The organism is Bartonella sp. AA16NXGY, assembly GCF_042197325.1.
Taxonomy (GTDB): domain Bacteria; phylum Pseudomonadota; class Alphaproteobacteria; order Rhizobiales; family Rhizobiaceae; genus Bartonella.
Window position 1 is genome coordinate 22,219 of sequence record NZ_JBHIRR010000016.1, and the last position, 12,288, is coordinate 34,506.

At 42.7% G+C, this 12,288-nt stretch carries 11 protein-coding genes; all 11 read left to right on the forward strand.

Annotated features, from left to right (window positions below; all coding sequences use genetic code 11):
• Complete coding sequence (gene bgtE / locus ACFINK_RS07865; RefSeq protein ID WP_375638648.1) at positions 1–1,458, forward strand: gene transfer agent protein BgtE; 1,458 nt, start codon at positions 1–3, stop codon at positions 1,456–1,458.
• Positions 1,458–1,883: a hypothetical protein gene (locus tag ACFINK_RS07870; protein WP_375638650.1), complete on the forward strand. Its 426-nt coding sequence runs from the start codon at positions 1,458–1,460 to the stop codon at positions 1,881–1,883. The genes bgtE and ACFINK_RS07870 overlap by 1 nt, the downstream gene beginning before the upstream one ends.
• A gap of 1 nt (position 1,884) precedes the next feature.
• Positions 1,885–2,820, forward strand: a complete 936-nt coding sequence (gene bgtD / locus ACFINK_RS07875; protein ID WP_375638652.1) for a BaGTA-type gene transfer agent maturation protease BgtD — start codon at positions 1,885–1,887, stop codon at positions 2,818–2,820.
• A 24-nt stretch (positions 2,821–2,844) separates the two neighbouring features.
• Positions 2,845–4,278: a hypothetical protein gene (locus tag ACFINK_RS07880; protein ID WP_375638654.1), complete on the forward strand. Its 1,434-nt coding sequence runs from the start codon at positions 2,845–2,847 to the stop codon at positions 4,276–4,278.
• Positions 4,275–6,521: a hypothetical protein gene (locus ACFINK_RS07885; protein WP_375638655.1), complete on the forward strand. Its 2,247-nt coding sequence runs from the start codon at positions 4,275–4,277 to the stop codon at positions 6,519–6,521. The genes ACFINK_RS07880 and ACFINK_RS07885 overlap by 4 nt, the downstream gene beginning before the upstream one ends.
• 14 nt (positions 6,522–6,535) lie before the next feature.
• Positions 6,536–7,183 carry a transglycosylase SLT domain-containing protein gene (locus tag ACFINK_RS07890; protein ID WP_375638657.1) on the forward strand — a complete coding sequence of 216 codons (648 nt, stop codon included), beginning with the start codon at positions 6,536–6,538 and terminating at the stop codon, positions 7,181–7,183.
• Positions 7,184–7,195: 12 nt separating this feature from the next.
• On the forward strand, positions 7,196–8,200 hold the full coding sequence (gene bgtC, locus ACFINK_RS07895; RefSeq protein ID WP_375638658.1) for a gene transfer agent tail collar protein BgtC: 1,005 nt from the start codon (positions 7,196–7,198) through the stop codon (positions 8,198–8,200).
• Positions 8,201–8,208: 8 nt separating this feature from the next.
• On the forward strand, positions 8,209–9,222 hold the full coding sequence (gene bgtC / locus ACFINK_RS07900) for a gene transfer agent tail collar protein BgtC (protein WP_375638659.1): 1,014 nt from the start codon (positions 8,209–8,211) through the stop codon (positions 9,220–9,222).
• Positions 9,223–9,229: 7 nt separating this feature from the next.
• Complete coding sequence (gene bgtC, locus ACFINK_RS07905) at positions 9,230–10,363, forward strand: gene transfer agent tail collar protein BgtC (RefSeq protein ID WP_375638661.1); 1,134 nt, start codon at positions 9,230–9,232, stop codon at positions 10,361–10,363.
• Positions 10,364–10,372: 9 nt separating this feature from the next.
• Positions 10,373–10,594, forward strand: coding sequence for a hypothetical protein (locus tag ACFINK_RS07910; RefSeq protein ID WP_375637004.1), 222 nt, complete (start codon positions 10,373–10,375; stop codon positions 10,592–10,594).
• A gap of 22 nt (positions 10,595–10,616) precedes the next feature.
• On the forward strand, positions 10,617–12,288 hold a 1,672-nt coding region (locus tag ACFINK_RS07915; RefSeq protein WP_375638663.1), incomplete at its 3' end, for a phage major tropism determinant.

The following is a 12,288-nucleotide window of genomic DNA, read 5'->3' on the forward strand; positions in this document are numbered from 1 at the left end:
ATGGTTTATTTTCCAATCGCTGATTACAGACCAGATGTTGCGGTCGTCAACGGTAGCTTTACGGATACGCTTGTGAATGTTTTACCGGCTGATGGCTGTTACATTCCGATGCCTAGTGCAATGGTTGTGTCTCATGCTTTGGAAGAAAAGCCTTTGGGGTGCATAGCGTTTAGAAGTGGCAATGGTGTTAAGATAATCGTAGGAGGCAAGCAAAAGCTTTACAGTTATGATAGTCAAACCAAGGGTTGGAAAGACATAAGCCAAAGTGGTGTGACCTATCAAGCAAATGAAGAGAATAAATGGTCGTTTGCTCTTTTTAAAAACATGGTTATTGCGGTGAATAAAAATGATAAGCCGCAAGTTTTCAAGGTCCTTAGTTCTGAACGGTTTGAAGATTTAGAAGGAAATCCACCGAAAGCAGGATTGATCAAAGTTTGGGGACCTTTTGTTTGTTTGATGCAATTGACAGATAATCCCAATCGCATTCATTGGTCAGGTTTGAACGATGTAACTTTATGGGAAATAGGTAAAAAAAAATGTGATCATATAGATTTTCCAGATGGAGAATATGTGCAAGGGGCGACGGAATCCACCAATCCCCTTATTTTTATGCGTTCTGCTATTTACGCTGGTTTATTTACTCCAGGGGCTGAACTTGTATACAGTTTTCAAAAGATCCAAGACAAGCGCGGAGCGCGCAGTGCAGCCTCTATAGCATGTCGAGGGAGTGATGCTTTTTTTGCGAGTGATGGTGGTTTTTATCAGATGAGTTTGGATGGTCAACTTTTGCCGATAGGCTTTGAGAAAGTTGATAGAACAGTTTTTAAAACCTTTGATAAGTTTGCTCTTGATGAGATGCAAGGGGTTATAGACCCCGTTGATAACCGGATTTACTGGTCCTTAAAAAGAGGTAATAACGAGCAAACGACCTTTGTCTATGATTGGGGCTTGCAGAAATGGTCGACGCTACAGGGAAAACCTTTCACGTTGTTTCCAGTATTTACGACAGGGTATACTTTAGAACAGTTAGATGAGATATCGATCAATCTTGAGTCCTTGCCGGCTTCTTTAGACAGCCCTCGTTGGCAAAGTGGCGCACCCATGCTTGGTGCTTTTGATGATGAAAATCGGCTTGTTATGTTTACGGGAGCACCGATGGAGGCAACGGTTGTTTCGCAAGAATTGGGAGCACCAGATGGAAGTTTTAACTTTATCACAAAAATGTTTGCCGAAGTTGATACGACGGAAGGTCTTTTAAGTATCGGAGAACGTCGGCTTCGTAATGATCAGACACCGATTACATGGCACCAAGAGAGGGCATGTTCTTATCTTACGGGCGCTTATCATGGTCGTTCGCGCAATCGTTATCATCGCTTTAAATTGCGTATTCCTGAAGGCGTTCATTGGAACCATATCACAGGGTTTAATGTGGATTTACGTCCTTTAGGCAGAGGATAATGGCAAAAGTTTTTTTGACCACGTCTTGGGATATGGAGCGTATAGCGCCTTATCTGGAAGACATCATTGCGTCGTTTCGCAAGTATGTGGAACGTTTTAAACATGAAATCACGTTGCAAGAGCTCCTTGAAGCGATTTGCAGTGGCAAGAAACAGTTATGGCTTGTTTTGGATGATGACGAGCGCTTTTTAGCGGCATTCACGACCCAGATACAGCAGACAGTTTTAGGAAAGAAGCGCGCACTGATTTGTGAATGTAGTGGCAAGGGCATTCTTGATTTGGTTGATAATTTGCAAGTTGCAGAGGATTGGGCGCGTGAGAATGGTGCTTCTGAAATGGAGATCTTGGGTCGTTTAGGTTGGAAGCGTGCACTAACCAAGCAAGGCTATAGCATAGGTATGCTTTATTATAGGAAGGAATTGTGACATGGGGAGCAAGACACCAACAACGACAGAACAAAAACAGGTACAAACAAGCGCCCCTCCTACTTGGATGCAGAATGTCTTTAAGCGTGGGGGTGCAGATGCGTATAACATGTATGACACAGGGATGGGTGGTAATGTTTATGGGGGACCTCGTGTTGCACCTTTAAGTGCTCCAACTTACCAAGCAATCGGAGGTCTTGGAGCTATTCCTCATCAATATCAAAATTATATGAATCATTTGATGAATACTCCCATGCATGCAGAAAGAAATATTGGTGAATTGGCTTCTAGTTATAAAGGGGGCTATGATCAGGATTTTGAAGATGTACTTAAAAAATCTATGGATGATGTGAGAGATACGATTAACAGCTCTTTTGTAGGTGCTGGTGGTTATGGATCTGGTGCACATACAAAAGTGTTGGCGCGTGAACTTGATGCATTGTCTAAAAGTGCTAGGATTAATCATTACCGTCAGAATAAGCAGGATATGTTACATGCTAATGCCTTACTTGGTGATTTTAATAAGTATCGCTTAGGCATGATAGGCAACTTATTCCCCTCTTATAATAATGCCTATTCGAATATGTTGCAGGGGTCATCTGTTCTTAATGACTACAATCAACGCCTTGTTGATGCCAATAGAGAACGTTGGCTGGAACAAGACAATAGCGGCTGGAATAGGTTGAATATGCTTATGAACGCCGGTCATGGCTTTGCAAGAAATTACGGTACGACAACGAATAATCATACAATCTCTAAGATAGAGGGCAATAATCCGTGGAAAAATGTAGGGACTATAGGTTCTTTAGCACTTCAAGCAGCACCGATGGCTTTTGGTTACATGGCAGGTGGTCCAATGGGAGCAGCGTTGGCAGGAGGAGCATCCAAGTTTTTTTTAGATTACATGAATCAAAAGAAAGCTCTGGAGAATAATTAAAGAATAGTTTTGTAGGAGAGTGTGATGGCATTTCCAATATTATTTCCATTAGCTGGGGCAGCTTTTATGGCAGCAAGAGCTGCGCCTCATGTTTTTAGGTATCTTGCTCCTAAAGCGGTTACAGGGGCGAATAGATTGGGACAATTAATAACAAAGAACCCCGTGGGGAATTTCATAACAAAGTACCCCAAAACCTCTCTATTTATGACTGGAATGTCAGGTATTGAAAGTATGATGACACCAGAGAAAGCACAAGCCCCATCCAACCCCTATTTACAGAATAGTCTGAATCCATATGGACCATTTATGCCCTATACGGCTCCTAAAGCGGAAATGCCTCTTGGATTTGATCAACATCCACCCATGCCAAATGCACTAGAGAGTACTCCACAAGAACTAAAACCTCATGTTAATGAACAAACGCAACCATTAGCACCCGCTTCCCCAACACCGACTCCTGAACTGACAGATGCAGAGAAATTTTTACAGTCCAATACTTATAAGTTTTTTCAATCAGATGCGTATCAGAAGCTCAAAGATCTTTTTGCAGGTATGGCGGCAGCACCTACAGATGGTTCTGGATGGGATGCGCTTGCAAGTGGTGTGAAGCATCTTAATGAAGGAGATAAACAAAGAGGGCAGGTTAATCAGACTGTCGAGTATCTAAAGTCCAAAGGCTACAGTGATGAAGAAGCTGCTGTCATGGCAAGGAATCCTCAAATGCTTAGTGCATTGTTAACAGGTGCTACAGATAGCATAAAACATTACAATGATGGGAGTTCGTTAATTGATGACCCAACATCACCAACGGGAAAGAGAGTGGTTTATCACCCTGGTGGGAAGGCGTATCTGGACAAAGAACGAGAATCTGCTTTACGTCAACATAAAAACTTGTATGCAAAGGTTTTGCTAGAAGATATTGATTATGTACAGGAATACCTTGAGAATTTTAAGAATAAGGCGACAGGTAATATAGCTTTAGCTGCTAGCTACGCGTTCTCAACGTCCGAACAATCGGATGTACGACAGATTTTGGAATCAATACAATCTCGTATAGGGCTTGACCGTATAGATCAAATGAAAATGTTATCGCAAAGAGGGGCGCTAGGACTTGGAAATGTTAGCGATAAAGACATTGAAATGTTAAAAGAGTCTCTTGGGAAATTAAATTTACGTATGTCTACACGAGAGCTTAAACGGCGTTTGTCAACAATAAAAGATGTTTTATCAAGACTGAACCCTGAAGTACAAGGTATTGTATTAGGTCATATTGAGTCTACAGAAAATAATATGAGAAATGCCGTTATGGCAAGAAATAGCCAAAATTCGACCAATCAGGCGGTCTCACAAGGGAATGTTGCAAATTTTACAACTGTAAGCAGCACAGAACAAGCTAATAAAATGCCTATTGGGGTTGAGTTTATTTACAATGGTCAAGTTTACAAGAGGGCTAAATGATTAACAATAAGAATTCTCTTGTAGTTGATCGTGCATTAGGTGCTACGAACAATCAAGGTAAAAAAATATCAGAACTTGGTCCAAATTTTATCAATTTAGGTTCTGCTTCAGAATATGCGGCTAATCGAGAACGCTCATCAGAACTTGGACCGAATTTTATCAATTTAGGTTCTGTTTTAGAATATGCCAATCCTTCTTATGAGAATACTCTACTCTCTCCAGAGATTACACAAAGTGAAGCCTTTTGGAATTCTTTAAAGCATGGTTTGAGTTTTAATTTAGATGATGAAGTTGCGGGGATTGTAGCGGCGGGACGTGATGATGAGAATGAGAGTGCACTAAATGCTTTTAGAAAGGGGCTGTACAGATATTGGTTATCTGGTGATAAAAAATACGAAGAGAAGTATGAGAAAGAAGCCAATAGAATACGTGATTATCAACGTAGGATGAGTGATACGCATTATTGGACGTCTTTGTTAGGAAATGTTGTAGGGGCTGCTTTACCTTCACTTGCGACGTTAGGAACAGGAGCGGTTGCAGGACTAGCAGGGCGGATAGCGCCTCCTGCTACTTCAAAATTAAGTCAAGCATTTTTGAAAGCCGTTCCAACGCCGGTAGGCACGGTAGGGAAACGGGTAGGCGCAGGAGTGAAATATGTAGGTGAGAAAGCAAGTCCGTTTTTAGGCATCACAAAAAACACAACACTCCCTCATTTGCTTAAAGTAGGAGCGGCATCTGGTGCATTACATGGAGCAGGTGAAGGTGTAGGGTTAGGTCACACACTTCAAAGTGCAGCAGTTGGTGGAGGATTAGGAGCAGCAGGGACAATGGTTGGCAGTGCTTTAGGTCATTTGGCTGGTTCTACTGTCGGTGGAATACGAAGACTTCTTTCTCCTTCTCATAAGCAAGGTGTTGCAACAGACACATTAAGAGAAATCAGTAAACATTTAGGTAAGGAGGCTTCTGAAGAGCTAGGAAACTCTTTTAAGAATGCAGTTCCTACCGATTACGTAGCTGATCATAGTCCTTTTTTACAGGATCTTGTTTTTGATATCGCGAAAAGAAACCAAGGAGCTTATCTTGATTTGACTAAAAGAGCTGGGCAGAGAGCGTTGGGAGGAGGGGAGCGTATTCATCAAGCCGCTGATGAACACTTTGTTCCTCGTCAAAATGTCACAGGTTTAAAAGATGATCTTATCGCGAGTAGAGAAGCAGAATCACATACTCTTTACGAAATAGCCAAGAAAACGCCGATAGGAGAAAAATATTATGGTGCTCTTAATGATTTAATGAAGCGTCCATACTTCAAACAAGCTTATGATGAAGGACTAAAGCGGTTTATTACGGATGGCAACAACGTTAGTCCGTTTTCTTCTCAAAAATTTAGTCTCCTTAAGGAGAAACCAAACATGGGGGCTCTTCATAAGACTAAGGAGGTTGTCGATTTAATGATAAGGACCGAAAGGAGACAAGGAGATAATAGCCAAGTTCGCAGTTTAGTAGGCATTCAGAAAAAGTTATTAGAGCTTATGGATGATATATCATCTGAATATAAGAAGGGACGGGCATTATATCATCAATATAGTTCAGATGTAGATGCTATGGATGAAGGTTCCAAAATTCTTAGAAAGTCAGTTAATAAGGATAAATTCAGTAAAACTTTTGATGAATTACCAGAGGGAGAACAAGAATACTTTAAAAAGGGATCAAGAGCAAAACTTTTACAAGGTATGGGGCAAGCAGGAGATCAAGTTTCCAAGGCAAAGGAGATTTTTGGTACGAATGATCTGTATGAACGATTTGCAAAGATTTATGGAGCAGATAAAGCTTCTGCTGTTAAGAAGGTTGTTGATAGAGAAGCTAATTATGCAGATCTTTATAACAGAATACCAAATCGTATAGCGAATAAAGAGATATCTTTTACGCATAATGTCAGTATGCCAACGGGTAAATTTGATGCAGCTATGCAAGCAGGAAAAGCGGCGGTGAAGGCTTCTTGGATTCCTTTCAAAGAGGCGGCGTTTAGAGAGCGTCAACGGATTGAAAAGGATGTTGTCAAATTGTTAACAGGGGGGACACAGATTAAGAATGATCAAATTGCAAAGCTCATTCAAGATATGATTAAAGCGCAAGAAAAGGGATACGCTACAAAAGAATGGGTGAAAAAGCTTTCTGCTGCGTTGCTTGGAGGAGGAGGAAAAGCATTGGCTGGTCAATTTAATATGCTGAGTACACCAAGGTAGAAGAGGATAAAGCTATGACCCGTTATAGTCCTGCTGTTAATCAAGCGATACGGCAAACGGCAGCGCGTTATGGTTTGCCAGAGAGCTATTTGTACCGTGTTGCGCAAGTTGAAAGTGGAGGCAATCCGAATGCAAGGAATCCACGTTCTTCTGCTGGTGGGTTGTATCAATTTATAGACAGCACCGCCAAACAATATGGTTTGCAGGATCGTTTTGATCCCATGCAAGCGGCAGATGCCATGGGGCGGTTGACGCTTGATAATCGCAATCATTTAAGCCGTCTATTGGGAAGAGCGCCTAGTGAAGCAGAATTGTATTTAGCACATCAACAAGGGGCAGGAGGAGCCGCGCGGCTTCTTCAAAATCCCCATGCCAATGCGGCGCAAATTGTTGGGAGCAATGCGGTTGGCTTGAATGGTGGAAACAACGCTATGCGTGCAAGTGATTTTGTCAACCGTGTATTACAGATGTATGGGGGGCAGCCTCATAGAGCAAGTCCTACAGCGCATGGTGGCATTAGAAATAGAGACAACTTGTTAGAGGTTTTAAGGGCATTATTAGCATCACAAGAAGAGGCTTCGGAAGAAGAAGAGAGTGATGATGATAATCCTTTGATGACGCAATTCATGCGGGCATTTTACGGACCATTTTACAGAAGCTAGGATTCACGAGAAATGTCAACGATTTATGATTGGTCGCTTAGAGCGTCGGATAATACGCGCGTGGATAATTTGATTGATTGGTCCGAAGGACAGCATCCTAGCAGTGTGAACACAAGCGCCCGTGTGATGATGCAGCGCGTAAAGGAATACTTGTCAGACACGGGTGGAGAGCTTGAAGGCATTGTTACAAATGATCATGTCCAACAAACGAGTGTGATAAGACTTCAAAGCCAATCGCAATTTTTAGAGTATAAGAATGGTATCGTTTTGCGCTTTATGGCTATGGGTAAGAATGTTGGAGCGACCACGATTGTCTTAAATGCTTTAGATGGCAAGCCGGTTTATAAAGCAACAGAAACGGGTTTATCGCTTTTATCAGGGGGGGAAATCCAACAAGGGTGCATTTATACATTGTTTTATAATGGAGATCATTGGCATCTTGTTAATCCTACCCCACTCCCTTTAGAAGAAGAAGAAAGCAATCTTTATCCCACGGGTTTTATAGGAACGTTTGGAATGCGCGGGATTCCAAAGGATTGGTTAATTTGCGATGGGAAGGCTTATTTGCGTCGTGATTATGGTGATTTATTTGAGACGATAGGAACGGTTTGGGGAGAGGGTGATGGCGCCACGACATTTAATGTTCCCGATTTTCGAGGGATGTTTTTACGGGGGCTTGATGGAGGGCGCAATATTGATGAGGGGCGTTCTTTTGCAAGTGTGCAAACAGATTTAATTGAGTCGCATCAACATCAAGGACAGAGCCTTTCGATGTCTCATTTTACCAGCAACGAAAACTTTTGGGATGGGAATACGACGGATGTGTTGGGCTATCGTCTAGGCTTGTTTGGGGGGAGCTCTCTAGCGAATTTTATGGGCATAGAGCGTGAGAATTTAGGGGGCTACATTGTAAGTTCTCATACTCTTGATGAGAACCAAGAGGTTGTTTTGGAGAGCACTGGTGAAGGCGAGACGCGTCCAGTTAATGTGAGTGTTCTGTTTGCGATTAAGACATGAGGTGTAAGATGTCGACGATCTATGATTGGTCTTTAAATGCCTCCTTGAATGCCTATTGTGATGATTTGATTGATTGGTCAAAAGGACAACGTCCTAGTAGTCTGAATAATAGTGCTCGTGTGATGATGCAACGTGTGCGTGAGTATTTATCGGATACGAGTGGTGTGATTGAAAGCACTTTTACGGTTGATGCTGAACACCAGACGACGTTGATAAGACTTCAAAGCCAATCGCAATTTTTAGAGTATAAGAATGGGATATCAATTTATTTTAAAGCGAAGGGCAAGAATGTTGGGGAAACCGCAATTGCCTTAAATGATTTGGCGGCTAAACCTGTTTACAAGGCGACGGAATTAGGTCTCCGTGTTTTATCGGGAGGCGAGCTTCAAAGGGGGTGCATTTATAGCTTGGTTTATAGGGATCATGCTTGGCAAGTTTTAAATCCTACGCCTCTCTCTTTATCGCAAGAGCCGGTTATCCCTGTTTATCCACTAGGGACGATAGGGATTTTTGGGATGCAAGTTTTGCCAGATGGCTGGTTACCTTGTGATGGGAAGGCTTATTTGCGTCGTGATTATCCTGCTCTTTATGAAGCGATAGGGATCAGGTGGGGAGGCGCTGATAGTTGGACGAAGTTTAATGTTCCCGATTTGCGTGGTGTTTTTTTACGAGGTGTTGATGATGACCGCGAGATAGACCGCTTTCGTTATCTTGGCACTTTACAAAATGACGCAATGAGAAAGCATGACCATGGGGGTCAATCCTTTACGATTTTGAATGATGAAAATCAGGAAGAGAGTTGGCATGGTGATATGACGATCATCTGGGGATATGTGTTGAATGACCAGCAAAGATTGAAGCTTGCTGAACGTTTGGGCGTGAGAGCAGAGGATATACGCGTGCACCATAAGCTCGCCTTTCCCCATTCCCACCTTCACATGCGTGATGTTGCATTGGCAAGTTCAGGTATAAGTGAGACGCGCCCGATTAATATGAGTGTTGTGTTTGGAATCAAGACGTGAGGTTTAGATGTCCACGATTTATGATTGGTCTTTAACAGCATCTGAGAATGGTGGTGCTGATGCTTTAATTAATTGGTCAGAGGGACAGCATCCTAACACGGTTAATAATAGCGCTCGTTTTATGATGCAACGGGTAAGTGAGTATTTATCGGATACGGGGGGTGTGCTTGAAGGGATTGTGACGGTTGATAATAACCAAAAGACGAGCGTGATAAGGCTTCTAAGCCAATCGGCATTTTTAGAGTATAAGAATGGCATATCGGTTTGTTTTAAAGCGAAGGGCAAGAATGTTGGGGCGACAACAATTGCTTTAAATAATTTAGCCGGTAAGCCCGTTTATAAGGCAACAGAAACCGGTTTATTAGCCTTATCGGGAGGAGAGATACAAGATGGCTGTCTTTATACGCTTGTGTATGATGAAGAGCTTACGGGTTGGCAAGTTCTCAACCCGACAAGGGGCAAAGTTTCTTCCTTAAAACGTTTACCTTCCGGTCTGATAGGACCGTTTGCAATGGAGCGCTTGCCGGATGGTTGGTTGCCATGTGATGGAAGTGCTTATTCACGGTATGTTTATTGGGATTTATTTTCTGCGATAGGAACGACGTGGGGAGAAGGAGATGGCGCCACGACGTTTAATGTTCCCGATTTTCGGGGGCTATTTTTACGGGGACTTGATAATGAACGCAATTTAGACCCTTGGCGTTCTTTTGCAAGTATACAATCCTGTTCTTTAAAAGCGCATGAGCATTTTATAGGTCCAGCGTCATCAGAAGGTCTTTCTTCTCGAAAAAAACGGGATGTTTCTTCTTCTGAAGCGCCCGTGACAAGGCGAAAGAGAGCTATAGACGAAGAGTGTGTAGGTTTGAGTGGGGATGCTTTGGACAAGTGTAATCAAGAATTTGACCAAATAGCAGGAAGTCCACAGGTAGAGACTCCCTTTTGGTTTACAGAAAAAGACAAGCCGCCGCGTTTACCTTGGTTTATCAGGAGCCCCTTTGCTAATTTTTTATATTATTCAACGCCTATAACAGAAGGTCTGAATGACAGAGAGCATCATGAACATCATCTCATGGCAGAGAGGGTTGGTGGTGTTGAAACGCGCCCCGTTAATGTGAGTGTAATTTATGGGATCAAGACATGAGGAGTTGAAATGTCATTAAAACCGTTTGCGATATCAGAGATTAGCGACCCGTCTCAAGTACGGGTCGTTTTGTATTCTGGGGGAGGTTTTGTACATGCGCCGCTTACTGGCGTTTTTGATTTACTGAAAGCCGCTTTGAAAACAGAGCTTGATGGTTCACTGAAAGATTTAGAGAAGCGCTTAGAGACCTTAAGAGAAGAGTTTGAAGATTTGAAAGAGTGTTCATTTTAGGTTTAATGGAGGAATAAAGCAGATGAAAATACCTGATCATAGTCATGAGTATCTGATACCAATAGCCACGAAAGAGGAAATCAGAGAAGGAACTTCGCAAGATAGCGTTGTTGTTCCGAAGATTTTAGGGACGGCATCTTTGTATTCGTATGAAACCTTTGCGCCGTTAGAACAGGTTGTGAATGCAAGGCAAGAGTCGGAAAAAGCCATGGCGCGTGCGAATGGTGCGCAACAGGTTGCAGAAGAATCGAAATCTATTGCTGAACGTGCAGAACAAACAGCGAAAGATGCTTCTCAAACAGCAACAGAGACAACCCAAGTAGCAGCGACCGCGGTAGCGACGAGTCATGAAGTTAAGACGATAGCAACACAAGCAAGTCTTAAGGCGGATGGCGCAAAACGGACAGCTGATGATGCCAAGGATATTGCAGAAGAGGCAAAGGCTCTTTCAGAACAATCCAAGAATGCTTGTGCTGAAGTCAAGGAATCTGTTGCAACTGTTAAGAGAGTTGCCGAATCGGCGCAAACAGGAGTGGAACAAGCCTCGCAAACAGCTTCAGAAGCGAAGGGTTTGGCGGAAGCGGCGAAAAGTGCAGCAGAGAGTGTAACAGAGAAAGTAGATCAAGCACTAAGAGAGGCTAGCGATGCAAAATCTAAAGCAGAAGGCTTAGAAACAATAGCCAATGAAGCAAAATCCACGAGTGATCATGCAAGCCAAACCGCTTTGAGTGCAAAAAGTTTATCAGAAGAAGCCAAGGAAGTAGCCGAGACTGCGAAGTCGACAGCAGAAGAAGCGAAGAGTGTTGCGGAGCAAGCAAAAGAAGAAGCTGATACGACGAAGCAAGGGCTTGGAGAGGTCAAGAGTTCATTAGACACGGTGACAGCAACGACAAATTCTGCGAATACAGCCGCCTCTGAGGCAAAAGTGTTAGCGGAAGAAGCGAAGAGTGCATTGACAGAAGTTCAAGAGAAGGCACAGAGGAACAGTGACAGTCTTTCTGAACTTCAAAGTAAGGTAGGTTCTCTTTCCACTAATTTTTTAGAGAATGTGCGTTTTCATCAACCTGACAGAATTCTGGAAGCCGATCCGAAAAATAGAAAAGGTCTTGTGATCAATGACGGGGCATGTTTTCGCTTTTATCATGGTGAAGAGAATGGGGGTAGGTACCTCTTTTACCGCATTCCAGGGCGTGGAAGGATGACTTTTGACGAAGATCTTGAAGCAGGAAAGGATTATTATATATATCTCATCTTAAAAGATCAGACGAATGAGCTATCCTTTGAAATTTCGCAAAATCCGACGGCTCCTGATGGCTATACAAAGGATAATTCTGAAAAGATCGGTGGATTTCATACGCTATGTGCGGATGTTGGTGAGATTGAAGGTCATCTCTTATCGGGTTATCAAGCGGGGGATGTTTTGCCCAAGTCTGTTTGGTGTTTAAATCACCGCCCACGTAGTAGTCCAGAAGGGATGGTTTACAATCCGTGGCATAATATTTGGGTTGATATTTATCTTCAATCAGGGACAGGTGTAAATGCAAAGTCTGCCTATGGTGTTCCGATTACGACCAGTCGTAGCTATGCGGATCATGCATTTGATTTTTGGTCTGTTAGTAAGAGATTTTTGACGAGTGATGAGTTTTCGCCAAGCATGTATGGAAGTAATCAAGCAACCAGTATTGTCGGCAATC